14 protein-coding genes are annotated in these 16385 nt (G+C 59.9%); all 14 read left to right on the top strand.

Annotated elements, in window-relative coordinates; genetic code table 11:
* Position 1 precedes the first annotated feature (1 nt).
* The 14 genes from ACVWWQ_RS14985 to ACVWWQ_RS14920 all read left to right on the top strand — a co-directional run bounded on the left by ACVWWQ_RS14985 (position 2) and on the right by ACVWWQ_RS14920 (position 16384).
* Positions 2-2224 (top strand): AAA family ATPase, encoded by a 2223-nt coding sequence (locus ACVWWQ_RS14985; protein WP_133951858.1) that lies wholly within the window; start codon positions 2-4, stop codon positions 2222-2224.
* Complete coding sequence (gene mcrC, locus ACVWWQ_RS14980; RefSeq protein ID WP_133951856.1) at positions 2224-3351, top strand: 5-methylcytosine-specific restriction endonuclease system specificity protein McrC; 1128 nt, start codon at positions 2224-2226, stop codon at positions 3349-3351. The genes ACVWWQ_RS14985 and mcrC overlap by 1 nt, the downstream gene beginning before the upstream one ends.
* A gap of 228 nt (positions 3352-3579) precedes the next feature.
* Entirely contained in the window at positions 3580-4311 is a 732-nt protein-coding gene (locus ACVWWQ_RS14975) for an ASCH domain-containing protein (RefSeq protein WP_208321640.1), read from the top strand.
* Positions 4312-4338: 27 nt separating this feature from the next.
* On the top strand, positions 4339-6234 hold the full coding sequence (gene zorA / locus ACVWWQ_RS14970) for an anti-phage ZorAB system protein ZorA (RefSeq protein ID WP_133951854.1): 1896 nt from the start codon (positions 4339-4341) through the stop codon (positions 6232-6234).
* A 3-nt stretch (positions 6235-6237) separates the two neighbouring features.
* Complete coding sequence (locus ACVWWQ_RS14965; protein ID WP_133951852.1) at positions 6238-6948, top strand: flagellar motor protein MotB; 711 nt, start codon at positions 6238-6240, stop codon at positions 6946-6948.
* On the top strand, positions 6945-8621 hold the full coding sequence (locus ACVWWQ_RS14960; RefSeq protein WP_133951850.1) for an EH signature domain-containing protein: 1677 nt from the start codon (positions 6945-6947) through the stop codon (positions 8619-8621). Before ACVWWQ_RS14965 ends, ACVWWQ_RS14960 begins: the two co-directional genes overlap by 4 nt.
* 113 nt (positions 8622-8734) lie before the next feature.
* Positions 8735-11857 (top strand): DEAD/DEAH box helicase, encoded by a 3123-nt coding sequence (locus ACVWWQ_RS14955; protein WP_457383452.1) that lies wholly within the window; start codon positions 8735-8737, stop codon positions 11855-11857.
* Between the two features lie 43 nt (positions 11858-11900).
* Entirely contained in the window at positions 11901-12257 is a 357-nt protein-coding gene (gene queD / locus ACVWWQ_RS14950; protein WP_133951848.1) for a 6-carboxytetrahydropterin synthase QueD, read from the top strand.
* 92 nt (positions 12258-12349) lie between these two features.
* Positions 12350-12985: a 3'-5' exonuclease gene (locus ACVWWQ_RS14945; protein WP_133951846.1), complete on the top strand. Its 636-nt coding sequence runs from the start codon at positions 12350-12352 to the stop codon at positions 12983-12985.
* 647 nt (positions 12986-13632) lie between these two features.
* The gene (locus tag ACVWWQ_RS14940; protein WP_099654497.1) at positions 13633-14019 is read left to right on the top strand and encodes a phasin family protein; all 387 of its coding nucleotides are present in this window, start codon (positions 13633-13635) and stop codon (positions 14017-14019) included.
* Positions 14020-14343: 324 nt separating this feature from the next.
* Positions 14344-14646 (top strand): hypothetical protein, encoded by a 303-nt coding sequence (locus ACVWWQ_RS14935; protein WP_457383451.1) that lies wholly within the window; start codon positions 14344-14346, stop codon positions 14644-14646.
* Between the two features lie 3 nt (positions 14647-14649).
* Complete coding sequence (atpB, locus tag ACVWWQ_RS14930; protein ID WP_099654496.1) at positions 14650-15474, top strand: F0F1 ATP synthase subunit A; 825 nt, start codon at positions 14650-14652, stop codon at positions 15472-15474.
* A gap of 68 nt (positions 15475-15542) precedes the next feature.
* The gene (gene atpE, locus ACVWWQ_RS14925) at positions 15543-15821 is read left to right on the top strand and encodes a F0F1 ATP synthase subunit C (protein ID WP_077512805.1); all 279 of its coding nucleotides are present in this window, start codon (positions 15543-15545) and stop codon (positions 15819-15821) included.
* A gap of 92 nt (positions 15822-15913) precedes the next feature.
* Positions 15914-16384 carry a F0F1 ATP synthase subunit B gene (locus ACVWWQ_RS14920; protein ID WP_133951844.1) on the top strand — a complete coding sequence of 157 codons (471 nt, stop codon included), beginning with the start codon at positions 15914-15916 and terminating at the stop codon, positions 16382-16384.
* The last annotated feature ends 1 nt before the right edge of the window (position 16385 follow it).

Here is a 16385-nt window from a genome sequence, read left to right as displayed (position 1 = left end):
GATGAGCGACGAAGATAAGGACGAATCGACCAGGGGAGCCTGGTTTGTCGGATCAAGCTTCAGTGGCACCGAGGATCAGACCGAGCGTTTCATCGCCGACGGCGTGTGGGAGGTCAGCCGCCCGCAAGAGAAAGAAAAGGCGGCGGTGCGTTCCATGCGACCGGGCGAGCAGATTGCGATCAAGGCGACGTATGTGCGGAAGCACGATCTGCCTTTCGACAATCGTGAGCAGCCGGTGTCCACGATGGCGATCAAGGCCATCGGCACGATTCTGGACAACCCGATGGATGGCGAACGTATCCGGGTGCGCTGGGAACGCGTCGATCCGATGCGCGAATGGTATTTCTACACCTACCGTTCCACCATCTGGCGCGTGGAACCCGGCAAATGGACGACCGATGCCCTGCTGGCCTTCGCCTTCAAGCGCGCGCCACAGGACATCGATCGTTTTCGTAATGCACCCTACTGGTGCGAGCGTTTTGGCTCGGCCGCGTTTGACGAAGCGCGCTTCGCATGGACAGGATTTTACGAGGCGGTTGCAGAAAAGTTGCTGGCCTACCGCAACGATCGCACGCCGCTGATCGAAGGCATCCATGAAATCGGGTCGCGGATCTCCGGCCTCAGCTATCTGCAGGACAAGTTCGCCGATGGCAGCAGCGGACCGCTGCGGGACATTTGTCCGTTTACGGCGATGGGTACCTTCAACCGCTCGATGACCGATACGAACCGTCAGACGATTGCTGCCGAGTTGGCCAAGCTGATCGGCGTCACCGTACCGGTACCGGATTCCTTTGATGGCATACCCGTGCTCAACAATCAGCGCTCGTGGTTTTTCCGCTATGCGGACAAGCGCGGCGCCGGTGACATTGACGCGCTGTGGGCCGTGTTCGCGGCCGGTGCGGAGCTCGTGGGCGACGATGACCACGAAGCCGAATCCGCTTTCGCCGCAGCCTACGACGAGGCAAGCGACGTGTGGGGCGTGGCGTGGAATCTTTCCACGGGCTTGTACTGGGCGCATCCATGGGATTTCCCCACGCTGGACAGCCAGTCACGCCACTATCTGGATGCGCAGCTACTGCAGCCCGTTGTCAGCAGCGGTCAGGATGCGTGCAACGCAAAAAGCTATCTGGCCTTGCGGGACGCGCTGCTGGTCCACTTCGAGGAGGACGACTATCCAGTACACAGCTTTCCGGACTTGTCGCTCGCGGCATGGCTGTACAAGGGGCCCGCCAAGGATGCCGGTTCGGCGACGGTTGCAGAGCCGGATGTGTTGGGCGTGCAGGAGTCGGACGAGATGTTGGAAGAAGCGTTTCAGCCAGCGCCACCGATCGTGCCGTACACCATCGACGACATTCTGAAAGACGGGTGTTTTCTTGAGCGCAGCGAGATCGTTCTTTTGCTCGAGCGTTTGCGCAGCAAGAAGAACCTCATCCTCCAGGGCCCGCCCGGCACGGGCAAGTCGTGGTTGGCGAAACGACTGGCTTTCGCGTTGATGGGGCAGAAAGACGACAGCAGGGTCCGCGCCGTTCAATTCCATCCGAACCTGTCTTACGAGGACTTTGTAAGAGGCTGGCGCCCCACTGGCGAAGGCAAGTTGTCCCTCGCCGACGGCGTGTTCATGGAGGCGATCAAGGCGGCGGGCAAAGCGCCGTCTTCCGATTTCGTAGTGGTGATCGAGGAGATCAATCGCGGCAATCCCGCGCAGATCTTTGGCGAATTGCTGACCTTGCTGGAAGCGGGCAAGCGCACGCCACGCGAAGCCATCGAGCTGTGCTATCCCGATGCCGATGGCAAACGTCGCCCCGTCCACGTTCCCGAGAATCTGTACATCGTGGGCACCATGAATATCGCCGACCGTTCACTGGCACTGGTCGATCTGGCGCTGCGTCGCCGCTTTGCCTTTGTCGGTCTGGAGCCTAACTTGGGCAACGTTTGGCGGGACTGGGTGGTGAACGAGTGCGGCGTCGATCCCGAACGCGTTGCCGATGTTCAGGCGCGGATGATTCAGTTGAACGAACAGATCGCGTCCGATGCGAGACTCGGCAAGTCATTCTGTATCGGCCACAGCTATGTGACCCCGCCACACCGCTTGGAAGCCGGTGCCACCCAGCGATGGTTCGAACAAGTGGTGAAGACCGAGCTGACTCCGCTGCTCGACGAATACTGGTTCGACGCGCCAGAGGAGTCACAAAAAGCCACTGCGCGCCTGCTGCAGGGCTGGTGATGAGCGCGGTGGTCGATCCGGCGGACGGCCCGTCCGTTGCCGCAGACGGTTATATCGGAAGGATTCCGGTGCGTAACCTGTGGCTGCTGATGCTGTATGCCTCAGATCTGTTTCGCATGCGCGGCATTGGCAAGGTGGGGCTCGAAGATAGTCCGGACGATCTGCCAGACCTTGTCGCCGAAATGCTTGCCCGAGCGGTTGAGCTGCGACAGCGCCGGCAGCTCAGCTTGGGCTATCGATCGCGCAACGCTCGATTGAATCGTGTGCGCGGTCGCATCGATGTTCTGACCACCGAACGCCATCAGCTGCTGGACCGGGGATTGGTGGTGTGCCGGTTCGACGAGCTGACCGTCGACACGCCGCGCAATCGTTTTGTTCGTGCGGCGCTCGAGGCGATTTCGCGCATTGTGCGCAGGAATGACGTGGCTCACCGCTGCCGCCGTCTGGCCAGCGGCATGAAAGCCATGGGTGTCTCGGGAGAAGCGCCGACTCGCGCCCAAATGAGTATGGAGCGATTCGGCCGCAATGACGCCGATGACCAATTCATGCTGGCGGCAGCGAAGCTGGCATTGGATCTCACTTTGCCCACCGAGGGCGCGGGATCGAATGTGCTTTCCCTGCCAGAGCGTGAGGAAACCTGGGTGCGGCGGCTGTTTGAGCGTGCGGTCGGCGGATTCTATGACGTCGTGTTAAGTCCGCAGGGCTGGGATGTGCGCTGCGGCAAAACGCTGGACTGGCAAGTGGAGGCCAAATCAGCAGGAGTTGGAAAGATCCTGCCGATGATGAAAACCGATGTGGTCCTCGATCATGCGGCGCACGGTCATCGGATTGTGATCGACACCAAATTCAATTCAATCGTCACAAGCGGCTGGTATCGCGAAGAAACCCTGCGAAGTGGTTACGTTTATCAGATATATGCCTATCTGCGCTCGCAGGTTGCACAGGGCGACGCGCTTGCAGACAAGGCCTGCGGCCTGTTGCTACACCCCGCGGTGGCAAGGCAAGTGGATGAGCTTGTGGTCATCCAAGGTCACAAGATCAGGTTTGCGACACTGGATTTGACGGCATCATCGTCAGACATACGGGGGCGGCTGCTGGATTTGGCGAGGGGTGGATGGGCTCCCTGAGTTCCCATGAATCCCCGCTGCGCTAACAAGTAGAACTTTCCGTATCTGCGGCTTTCTGTGCCGCAAGATTCAATGCGAGAAGCGATTTGTTCAGATTCCGGCATGAATCTTGCGTAAAAACTTATTAAATTGCGATGCCGCCCTAGCGGCTACCGCAGCGAATGTTTTCCAAGGCGGGCAAAGTTACGAGCGCTCGTTGAGCCAGGGCAACAAGCGAAGGATGACGGAATGAAGGGATTGATCATTGACGAGCCGTGGATCGGCAAGATTCTTCGCGGCGAGAAAGTCTGGGAGATGCGCACTACGTCGACGTCGATCCGCGGGCGCATCGCGTTGATCCGCAAGGGAAGTGGACAGGTCGTGGGGTATGCAGAACTAGTCGACTCGATTGGGCCGCTCGACGCTATTGCGTGCCGCGCCCACCGCGACAAGCACGGCATTCCACTGAGCCAAGACGACGCGCTGCTGCGCTGGAACCACGCTTGGGTGCTCGAAAACGCCAGACCCTTAATACGGCCGGTGGCTTACGACCATCCAAACGGGGCGGTCATCTGGGTGAATCTTGCCGACGCTGTCGCGGAGCAAATGATGGCCGATCACGGCACATCTTGCCTCGCAGGGTTGCCTCGTCCAGTGCGGCCATCGGCGCAAAAAATTGCATCGGTTGCTCATAAAGCCGAAATCACCGCAGCGTCTGCGGCCGATGGTCGCATGGCCGAACGACCATCCATGGTGCCTGTGGCCAAGTGCGGGAGCTGGTTTGGGCCACACGTCGGTCGCGCGGGCGGATTCACGATTGGCGCCAAAGGTGAGGAATTTCGCTGCGTCGATTACGGCGAGGCGCTGGCTGCGCTTCGCGCGATGACGGTGCCTCGTTGGCGGAGGCCCAATGCCAACGGCAACTGGGGAATCGTCAGCGGCATCCGGTGGTGCCGCACTGGCGAGCTTCCGACGCTGTAACAAAATTTCTGAACCGGACTTTGCTTGATGAACAACCTTATCAATTTGGTCATGGCGGACTGGCTGCATCAGATTCTTGGTGGAGCCGTGCTTGTCCTGGTGCTTTTCTTCTCATGGCATGTCCTGATCAAGGGCGTGATTCTGACGGTGCGTCTGGGGCGCCTTCGCAAGAAAATCAGCACGCTTGGCCTCGAATCGCCGACGCAAATCAAGGCATCACTGACGAGCATCTTCGAACGCACGCCGTGGAAAGATGCTTGGCGAGAATACGAAGAGACGCTGCATGAGCAGACGGACCCCTCCAAGGCCGAGCCGGTGGTCCTCGGTATTCGCGCGACGGTGCAGGCAGAGGCGTTCTTTCACACCGAAGCCTTGGTGGACGATCCGCTGCATGTGGAGTTCTACAAGCATCTGCCGGGCATCCTCACCGGCGTCGGCATCATCGCCACGTTTACTGGCCTGATCACGGGTTTGCAGCATTTTGACGCCACCGCGACCGACGCCGAGGCACTCAAACAGAATCTGGGCAGCCTTTTCGGCTACGTCCGCAATGCATTCATGTTTTCGGCGGTCGCGATTGGTTTGGCGATGCTGATGACGATCGTGGAGAAGGTGATCTACAACCTGTGCGTGCATCGTGCGTGCGGAGTGTCGGCCGCACTGGACGCGTTGTTCCGTGCGGGGCTCGGTGAGGAATACCTCTCCCGCCTGGTCAAGTCCTCTGAAGACGGAGCTACGCAGACCAAGCACATGAAGGAGAGCCTGGTTCAGGATCTCAAGGCCTTGCTCACCAATTTGACCGAGCAGCAGATTCAAGCGACGCGCCAGCTCTCAATCGACATCGGCCAGAGCTTGCACGCCAGTCTCCAGGAGCCGCTTCAACACATTGCTGAAACGGTGCGGGCCGCCAGCGGCGATCAATCTACAAACTCGGCGCGGATGCTCGAGAACCTGATGACCGCTTTCATGGCGCAGATGAAGGACACCGTCGGCGGGCAACTGGGGGATCTCAGCGGCTTGATGCAGCAAACGACTCAGGCCGTGGCGCAAGTCGAATCGACGTTGAGAGGACTGGTCGCCGACATGGAGCGCAGCTCGCAGGCCTCGTCGAGCGGCATGCAGGCGGCCGTTAAAGGTTTGATGCAATCGTTTGCCGATCATCAAAACCAGCTGGCCGACAGCGCCTCATCGCAGCAGTCACAGGCGCTGACGCAAATGCAGGATGCACTGCAGCGCATAGCCGAGGCTCAGGAAGTCTCGACGCGTCGTACAAATGACGCGTCCACTGCCGCGAGTGAACAAATCGGCAAGGTGACCGCGCAGTCGATAAACGCCAGCCAGCAAGCGACGGAGGCTGCGCAAGCGTTGTTGACTGGCGTGCAGCAGGTATCTATGGATGCTATCGGGGGCTTGGAGAAAGGGGCTGCGCGCATCAATGCGTCGATCTCCGCCATGGATACGGTTGCTGAGCGCCTGGCTCGTGCAGGCCAGTCACTTAGCGGGCTCCAGGAACAGTCGGTGGATGCAGCAGGCAAACTTGAGCGCGCGTCGACTACGCTGGGGACGGGTGCACAGACAATATCCCAAGCGATGGGCGTGCTTGGCCAGGCTTCCACGCGACTGGAGGGAGTTTCCGGACTCATGTCTAGTGAGGCGGAGGCACGTGAGGCGGCCTTACGCGAGATTCAACAGGTTCTCGTCAAGAGCCGTGAAGCGTCGGACCTGTTCGGTCAGCTCACCAGCGAAGTCGAAAAGCATCTGGTCGATGGCGTCGACCGCTTTGGCGAAGCCACCTCCAAGGTGCTGAATAACGTGCTCAAGCAATACGACGATGCGTTGGGCTCGACGGTCTCCATGCTCAAGGGGACGATGGAAGAGCTGCGCGAGAGGGCCGAAGATCTCGCGGACCTGGCGGAGCGATAAGCGATGTTCGGTCGAACCTCCCCAGTACGTCGTCGCGGCAAGGCCGATGGCGAAAAGCCCTTCTGGATCAGTTATGCCGATCTGATGACCGCCATGATGGTGCTCTTCCTTAGTGCGATGGCGGTCACCATCGCCGCCGTTACTCGCAAGGTGACGGGGCCAGAGGAGCAGCGCCGCGGGGAAATCATCGAAATCTGCTCAAGCATCCAGCAGCAGTTGTCCGGCGTCGGCAACCTCAATATCGATTGCGTCAACAACCGTATCTCCTTTGGAGATGCGGGTCGTTTCGCTACCAACAACTATCGCCTACCCGCGGAAGCCAATGCCGCCTTGGCTAAACTGGTGCCTGTGGTGTTGCAGGTCGCGGACGGTCCACTGGGCAAAAAGTGGATGAAGCAGGTTGTCGTCGAAGGCTCTACCGATACGGTGGGAGGCTATCTCTACAATTTGCATCTTAGCCTGCAGCGCTCCGAATGGATGCTTTGCTTGTTGATGGATCCACGCAAGAACGCGGAACTTCAGCTCACACCGCTACAGCTTCAGCGCGTACGACAGTTGTTTCTTGCTGGTGGCGTATCGTTCAACAACCAGCGTGCGACGGCGGATGAGAGTCGCCGTGTGGAGCTCAGGCTTCAGTTCTACGGCCTCAATGATGAGCACCAGGATCGTGGGCCAGTGGCAGAAAGCGCGCCGACGGATGGCTGTCAGTTATGACTGTGCTCGCCGTACGTCTCCAACAAAGCGTTGAGCGCAGCCTGCAGCAACTGCAGCAACGCAGCCAAGGTTGGTCGCCGAGCGTGCTTGAGCAGGCACGTCTGGAGATCTGCGGAACAAGTGATTTGCTGATTTTTGATCCCCACGCGGCAAACCGGCTTGACGCGGCCATGGATCGCCTCCTTGCAGGTGGTGCCGGTCGAATCGCCGCACGCGACCATGTCGTGTTGGCCTATAACCTGGCCGAGGGGCATGCCAATTTGGAAGGCAACAGCCTGCTGCATACGCTGGCCGAATTGACCCCGCTGCTTGAATACTGGCGTAAGCAGCTTGCGACGCGCGGGTCGGCTCGGCAGATATGGCGAGGAGCCTTGTTGAGTTTGTTCCGCGGGGCGCCCTCCGATGTGGGGTTTGAAGCAACGCGCCGGTTCCTGGTCGACACGCTGGGTATGCTGCGCGCCGCGAAATTTCGCCCGAGCTGGCTCCAAGCATTGGAAAGGCATCCGCGGTTGCTCTCCGATCGCCCTGTAGATACCTATGCGCAGGCATGGGTCGAAGGGCTCCACGACGGCATTGATGAAGTCAGAGAGCTGATTGAGTTGCCGCCAACGAGCTGGTTCTTCAACAGTCTGATCGAGGCGATATTGGAGGCTTGCTGCAACACGACGAACGATGCGTTGTTCGATGAGCGCTGGACTCTGGCTTTGGGACTGATCAACGATTACCCGTATTGCCGTGACTTGGTGCTCAGCCGAATCCTCTCGCGCTATGCGGAGAAAAAAGTTGTCCTTCGTCAGGACGATTTGTTGCAGGTTTCGTTGGATGCCTGGGGCAGTCCACAGCTGGGCGCCGATGTGGTTGGTCGTTGGTCCGACACGTCTGATGCTGCGCGCAGCATGGTGTGCGGCTGGCTGGCAGAAGAGGATCTGGAGGACTTTGCCGCCTACTGCAAAGGTGATGCGTCCGTTGATAGCCGGCGCCTCGCCTATTGGTTGCGGTTCAAGAAGCAAATCACGTTCAGTCGTATCGTGGTGGGGGCTTCAATCCATGACGCGGAAGACAGGGAGAGTCGGGAATTTGTGGCACGCAAAAAGGGGCGCTTGGCCTACTTGCGAGGTACGCGAAACAACAATGCCATTATGCTGCGAATTGCAGATTGGTGGTTCGTTGAGTTCAGTGAAACCGGGAATGCCTGCTATCCGTACAGCAAGGAACACGTGCCTTTCGATCTCGGATCCAGCTATTTCGATCTGGTCATGGATTTGAAGATCCGCAGAGCAGTCACCAAGAGCGGCGCGAAGACCCTCCCGCATATGTCCCTTTCTTGGGAAGAAAAGTTCGATCAGTTTCTCTCCGAGCGAGGGATCTGGCCAGACGGGGTGGTGGTAGGAACAGGTTCTAGACCCAGCGCCAATTTGAAAGGGAATGAAGCTCCTCTTCCGACCAACTTGGCAGCAACGCCATCATCCATCCCCAAGGGCCTGACTGCGTTGGAAATTGGGCAGCCGATGGTCGATCAGTTGGAGTCTCTCTCGCCAAAGGTCATTGATAACCGCCCCAAGGGTGGCGCGCTCTGGATAGAGATTGCTCGAACACCGAACTCGGCCCTGATACAGGGCATGGAACGTCGCGGATTTCGCTATGCCAAAAGCAGGGGTTTCTACAAGAAATGAAATGGGATTGGTTCCGCACTGGGCGTCAGGACGATGTCCAACAAGATTCTCGACCGTTCGCCTCCCCAGAAGGATGGGTCCTTGGGTCGTCGAAGTCGCTAGCGGGTTCACCCTTGGGCGCTTACGTTGATCAACTCGTCGATGAGCACTATGCCGAACGTCAAGATGATCGCTGCGTGGTGCGATGGGACTCGGTCTATTGCCTTGTAGAAAATGACGATCACGCGAGCAGCCTCTATCTTCTTGGCCTGCCGGCCCCGACAGCATTACTTCCCTCGCTTGCCGCTCATGGGTCCCCTGGTGATGGCGATTTCGCCATTCGACTCACGGGCTGGTTTGATGCCACCGGTGATTTGCCCGCCTCAGCGGTCGCCCGCACCGGCGCAGTTCTGAGCTACCGCGGACGTGACGAATTACTGTCATCTGCGGCCTTCAGTCTGATCTCCATGCTACTTGAGCTCCACCTACAAGGTCCCGGCTGGTCGTCGGAAGAGCGCATGGTCAGCGCTGGCCGCATTCAAAAGGCGGCGCATGCCTGCGGAGCACGCCTTGACACGTACCTGGACAAGACAAGCATCGTCGTTGCGGATCAGCTCGATATCACGCTGAAGATCGAAGATGCGCTGGGTACATCTGTTGTCGAAGTCTTACCGCGTCCGCAGGGTGCGCCCGATAACTTGCTCGATCAATTCGATCGCTACGACAGCGTGCAAACACGCTACGACTTGCCTCAGTCTGATGGTCAACTTACCCACGTGCTGTTGCCGCCGCCCGTGCGCGAGACCCTTGAAGCTGTCAAACGTGCGCCGGGACGTCGGTATGCCTCAAAGGATGCGGATGCTTTTTTGCACAATCCGTATCCATTCCTGGGAGACGGCGCCGAAGCCATTTTGCCGCCGGAACGTTTTGAACAGGCAAGGCGGGCTGCTGGGCTGGTCGAGCGAGAGCTCGACGCGGTGCCTGGGGAGGACGGATGGGATCTTCTGCTGATTGATCCGGCGGGTGATGCCGGCGATCTCTGCGAAAAGTTGACCGAGCCCTCGCGGGTCCAGTCTCTGTTGGCTGCTGCCGCCGAGGCACGGCAATCGGGTCGCCCGGTCTTTCGCTGGAAAAATCATCTACTGCAGCTGTCGAATACCACCAGTGTGTCGCTGCAACAGCTTGGTCAGTGGATGGCAACCTCGGCTGTAAGTCCGGTGGCGCTGCAGTTTGGGGACATCTTCGACCTGGGTGCATACAGCGATCGCGTCGTGGGCTTTGACGGCAAACCCATTCATGTTCCGCAGCTGGTACGCGGGGATGCCGGCAAAGACATGATTCCGGAGAACATGGAGGCGCTCATCGCGACGGTCGATCCGCTCAGTGGCCAGGTATCCAGCACTCACTTGGATGTCGAACGCATCCAAGAATTTCGCCAGATCACCGAAGAAGCTCGCCAGCAGGGAACTCCCTCTGTTGCCGTGCCTGGCACGAAATTCGAGATCCCCACTAGCGAGGCTATTGTCTGGCTAAATGGCATGAACGATGTACTGCGCAAGCAGGTCGGCGCTCCCGGCGCACCGAAAGATCCCAAGCCTCGGGCAACGACCAGTTTGCGCATCCTGCACAACATCGAACAGCTCGAATACGGCACACAATCCAGCTTGGCACCGCCGCCCTTGGATGCGCCGCAGCTCCCTCGCGCACTACGACGCGAGATCGCCCTGATGCCACATCAGCGTGACGGATTGGCCTGGATGCAGCATCGGTTTCAGCAACGCGACCAGGGTGTTCGCGGCATCCTGCTGGCGGATGACATGGGGCTTGGCAAGACTTTGCAGTGTCTTTGCGTCATGGCGTGGTATCGCGAAATTACCCCGATGCCCAAGCCATGCTTGATCGTCGCGCCGGTGTCGCTACTGGAAAACTGGAAGGCAGAGATCGGCAAGTTTCTTGATGGAAGCCAGGGCACAACGATTGCGCTGTATGGATCGGAGTTGGCGAAGCATCGCCTGCTCCCTGCGCAGCTGGAGCCGGGTCTGCGCGAGGCCGGGATAAAGAAATTTCTTCGCCCCGGCTTTGCCGACGGCGCGGCGTTCGTCCTGACAACCTATGAGACCCTGCGCGATTATGAGCTCTCGCTCGGGCGTGAGGCATGGGGCGTATTCGCCTGCGACGAGGCGCAAAAAATCAAGACACCTGGTGCGCTGGTCACTCGCTCGGCCAAGGCCATGCAGGCGGAATTCAAGATCGCCTGTACCGGCACACCCGTGGAGAACTCGCTGGCCGATCTTTGGTGCTTGTTCGACTTTTTCCAGCCGGGCCTGCTGGCCTCCCTGAGTGAGTTCACCAAGTCATTTCGCAAAGCCATCGAGCAGCGCGAGGAGGGGCACGAGCCGTTGGTCGAGCAACTGCGCGCCGCCATTGACCCTTGGGTGTTGCGTCGCATGAAAAGTGACGTGGCTGACCTTCCCGACAAAATCGATGAGACTCATCCGCAAGCCGATCTCAAGCACAAGATGCTTCAGATGTCGGTGTTGCAGCGCCAGCTCTATGGCCGGACCATTGCCGACTTCAAGCAGACAATGGAGCGTGCCGAAGACAAAGGGGGCCCCGGCACGGCAGCACTGACCCTGCTACATCGCTTGCGCATGATCTGCGCCAACCCGTTGGCGGCCAACGACGAACGCGCGGAGCTGTTGCCGGTGGAAGAGCACCTGCGTCATTCACCCAAATTGGGCTGGCTGCTGGAGCAACTGGACCATATTCGGCAAGCCGATGAAAAAGCCATCGTGTTCACCGAGTATCGCGAGCTCCAGCGGCTGCTGCAGCGAGCCATCGCAGGTCGTTTCAATCTGCAGGTGGATGTGGTCAACGGCAGCACCACTGTTGATCCCGCCCATGAGGCCTCACGACAGGCGGTGATTGACCGCTTCCAGGCCCGGCCAGGCTTCGGTGTCATCGTGCTGTCCACCACAGCGGTGGGCTTTGGCGTCAACGTGCAGGCTGCCAATCACGTCATCCATTTCACCCGGCCGTGGAATCCCGCCAAGGAAGACCAGGCCACGGATCGAGCCTATCGCATCGGTTCAACCAAACCGGTCTGGGTATATTGCCCCACCGTCGCGGGCGACGGTTTTGAAAGCTTTGAACAACGCATCGCTGAACGACTTTCCCGCAAGCGTGAACTCTCTCGCGACATGCTGGCACCAGAACAGTCGGTGACTTGGACGGACTTCGAGGACCTGGTGTCTTGAGCCCTCAAAAATTTCATGTTCCGGGCCGCTGTACAATCCGTCGATGAATATCTTCAAAGCCTTCACCCTCGAAGCCGCACATCGTCTTCCCAACGTGCCGGAAGGCCATAAGTGCTCGCGCTTGCATGGGCACTCGTTCCGCGTCGAACTGCATCTGACGGGCGAGATTGGCGCCGAGTCGGGTTGGGTGATGGATTTCGGTGACGTCAAGTCGGTGTTTCAGCCGATCTATGACCAGCTGGATCATCACTACCTTAATGACATCGAGGGGCTGGAGAATCCGACCAGCGAGCGGTTGGCGGTGTGGATCTGGGATCGGTTGAAGCCTGGGCTGCCGCTGCTTTCCGAGGTGGTGGTGCATGAGACCTGTACGTCAGGGTGTCGTTACCGCGGCGCGTGAGCGGTTGTCTGGTGGTGACCGTTGCCGGGATGCGCGGCACAGCCACCATGTTTCGCGAGCGCTGAGTAACGCGCGTTTGCACGGGATCTGCCTTGTTCGACCAACCTATCGTGATGCTCGATTTCGAGACCACCGGCCTCAGTCCGGTGATGGGCGACCGCATTACCGAGGTGGCAGCGCTGCGCGTTGTCGGTGGCGTGGTGGTCGATCGCTATGTCACGTTGATCAATTGCGGGGTGCGTATTCCGTCGTTCGTGACGGGGTTGACGGGTATCTCGCAGCGGATGGTCGATGGCGCGCCGGCGGTGGCGAAAGTGGTGCCGGAGTTGCTGGATTTCATTGGCGATGACGCGCTGGCGGCGCACAACGCGGGCTTCGATGCCAAGTTCCTGCTGGCCGAGAGTGCGCGGTTGGGTTTGTCGCCGCGGTATCGCGGGCTGATCTGTTCGTTGAAGCTGGCGCGCCGGATGTTGCCGGGGCAGGGCAGTTACAAGCTGGGCGGGCTGGCGCAGGCGTTGAACATTTCCTGGCGCGGTGCGGCGCATCGCGCGGAGGCCGATGCGGAGGTTTCCACGCGCTTGCTGCTGCATATCGGTGAGGACATCCGGCGGCGCTATCGGTGCACGTCAATTGCGCCGGAGCTGCTGGAGGCGATCAACCGGCAGAGTGCGGCGAAGGTGTCGGCGTTCCTCGGGCGGCAGTTTGCAGCCAGCCAGGAAGTGGCCTGATCTGAGGTGTCGTCTTGGCGAAGCGGTTGTCGCCGGCCCAAGGGCGGTGCGGGGCTCGATGTCACGTTGACCGTTGACGTTACGGCTACCCGCTTCCGTTGAAGGGACGATCAGGGATGAATGGTGCTCGTTCCAGGCGTGGTTCGTCCTGAGCGGAGATGGACGGTCGAAGTGCAGGGCGTGCTGACACGAGCTGCGTTGGCGGCGCTTCGACTCCGCCTGCTGCGCGGACTACGCTCAGCGCGAACGGTTTGGGGGAGGGGCGCCTGAAGTGCGCGCCAAGTCCAAGTCCAGTCCCAATCCGAAGCAAGCGTCAGCAAAGTCAGGAATGTGTGCGGGTCATCCTGGCGCCGGGAAGATGGGGCGCGAAGTCTGCCGGGATTCCGGGTTGGCCACGTGTGGGTGTGTGGCGGCGGTGGTGCCTTGCTGGCCGGGCAGGAAGGCGAGTAACCGCGATGCCCTTGGCCCCCGCTGTCCGCAGCGTCGGATTTTGACGCGACGCATGGCGTCTTCAAACGGCCACAAGCGGCCGTTTTTGCTGAATATTCCTGCAATGGTCTGGTGGCATTTGCGAAATATATATTGCAGTGCACAAAAGTTGTTGGTAGAGTGCATGCCACTACCCCATCCTCGACGAGGACAAAGCCATGACTCAGCAGTTCAACAACCAGATTTTCGCTTTCACCAAGCAGTTCACCGACAGCGCGTTCAAGGCGCAGTCGCTGGCCTTGAAGGGCCTGGAGACGGTCGCCGAGCTGCAGCTCAAGGCGCTTCAGGAGCAGTCGCAGATTTCGGCTCAGTTCGTCGCCGAGGCGATGGAAACCCGTGACATGGACGGCCTGCGCACCTTGTGGGAAAAGGGCAGCAGCCTGAGCCGCGAGAACGCCGAGCGCGCCGTGGCCGTGTCGCAGGAAGTGATCGCCGTGACGCAGAAGACCGCCGAGTCCGTGAATGCGCTGGTGCAGGAACAGCGTCAGGCTGCCAATGATGCGGTTGCCGCGCCGGTCGCCGCCAAGAAGGCTTCCGCCAAGTAATCTGGCGGGATCATCGCGCACTCGCGCGGTGCAGCAGGGCCGGACTTCATGTCCGGCCCTGTTTGCATGCGGCGTCGCAAGTTTTTGTGTTGCGGGCTGTGACCGCTTCACATTTCAAGACGTTAAGCGCGAACGCGGCCACGATGCCACCCGCTTTGTGGCTTGTCCCTGCGAGTTTCCAACTGTTATACTTTTGCGGATTGGATCGTGGCCCGCAGCTGTTTCGGTGCCGCCTGGTGCAGGCCGCGCGGAGAAGCTACGTTGCTCAACAGTCTTGCCTCTGGTCGACGCATCGCACTGCGCATTGTTCTGCTGCAGTTGGTGATGGCCGTGCTGGTTGGCCTCGTGTTTCTCGCACTGGGGCCGCGTGAAGCGGTTTCGGCTGCTGCGGGCGCGACGATGGTGGCGCTGGGTACCGCGCTGATGTCGGCGCGATTCTTCAGCGGCGTGTCGGGTGCGGGTCAGGCGTTGGGCCGGTTGCTGACGGGGATGATCCTGAAATGGATCGTGATCGTTGGAGGGCTGATCGTGATCCTGTTTCAATTCAAGTTGCCACCGCTGGCCGCCATCACGGGGTTGGCGGCGGCTTACGCGGTTTATCTGCTGGCGTTCAGATTCAAGGGTTGATCCATGGCAAGCGAGCCGACTGGCGGTCTTACCGAATACATTCAGCATCACCTCACTCACCTGACGCCGCATGTCAGCGAGGGCGGGTTCTGGGCGGTGCCTATCAACATCGACTCGATGACCGTGTCGCTGGCGCTGGGCGTGCTGTTCTGCGCGTGGTTCTGGTTGAAGGCGCGCAAGGCCACGGCCGGTGTGCCGGGCAAGGGCCAGGCGTTCGTCGAGATCATCCTCGAGTTCGTCGATGGCCAGGTCAAGGACGTGTTCCATGGCGACCGTCGCGTGCTGGGCCCGTTGGCGCTGACCGTGTTTGTCTGGGTGTTCCTGATGAACGCGATGGATCTGCTGCCGGTCGATCTGCTGCCGTGGATCACCGAGAAGTTCGGCATCGGTCATTTCCGCGCCGTGCCCACCGCCGACATCAACATGACGTTCGCGATGTCGCTGACCGTGTTCGTGCTGATCATCTTCTACAGCTTCAAGGCCAAGGGCGCCGCGGGCTACATGAGCGAGCTGTTCACCGCGCCGTTCGGCAAGCACCCGCTGCTGTGGATTCCCAATTTTCTGCTCAACCTCGTCGAGCTCGCTTCCAAGCCGGTCAGCCTGGCGATGCGACTGTTCGGCAACATGTACGCGGGCGAGCTGGTGTTCATGCTGATCGCCGGCCTGTTCAGCGCCGGTGCCGGCGTGGCGGGCTGGGCGTTGTATGGCGCAGGCATCATCGGCTACACGGTGTGGGGCATCTTCCACATCCTGATCATCTCGATCCAGGCATTCATTTTCATGGTGCTGACGATTGTGTACATCTCGATGGCGCACGATCACCACTGATCGGCGTTCTCGAATCATCTGTTTCAACCGTTTTATCTATTCCAGTTTGAATTTCTCAGGAGACCGTCGTGGAACTCATCGCTCACATTGCTCAAGTCCAGTCCTTCACCGCCATTGCACTGGGCCTGATCATCGGCCTCGGCGCCCTTGGTGCCTGTATCGGTATCGGCGTCATGGGTTCGAAGTTCCTCGAAGCCGCTGCGCGTCAGCCGGAGCTGGTGCCGCTGCTGCAGGGCCGCATGTTCCTGCTGGCCGGCCTGATCGACGCCGCGTTCCTGATCGGCGTGGCGCTGGCGATGTACTTCGCCGTGGCGAACCCGCTGCTGTCGAAGCTGGCGGGCGCGTAAGCACTTCTTGGCGACGCTGCGGCGTCGCCGGCTCGGCCCGGGTGTCGTGACACCCGGGCCCGTTTCAACCCGTATTTACAGGTAATGCAGCGATGAATTTCAACGCGACCTTGATTGGCGAAATGATTTCGTTCGCCATCCTGATCTGGTTCTGCGTCCACTTCATCTGGCCGCACATCAACAAGGCCATCGAAGACCGTCAGGTCAAGATTGCCGAAGGGCTGAATGCCGCCGAGCGCGCCCACGCCGAGCTGAAGAGCGCGGACGTGAAAGTGGCTGGCGAGATCAAGCAGGCCCGTGTGCAGGCTTCGGAGATTATCGACAAAGCTCAGCAGACGGCCAATCAGATCATCGACAAGGCCCGTGTTGAAGCGATCAGCGAGATCAATCGCCTGAAGGCAGCGGCGCAGGATGACATCGCGTCGATGGCTCAGCGTGCGCGCGACCAGCTGCGCGAGCAGGTCGGTGCGCTGGCGGTGCAGGGTGCCAGCAAGATCGTGCAGCGCGAGGTGGATGCCTCGACGCACAAGGCCTTGCTCGACCAGCTCGCAGCAGGTCTTTGAT

The organism is Rhodanobacter sp. TND4EL1, assembly GCF_054061035.1.
The sequence above is the reverse complement of the archived record's forward strand: the minus strand, read 5'-3'. Positions and strand labels throughout refer to the sequence as shown.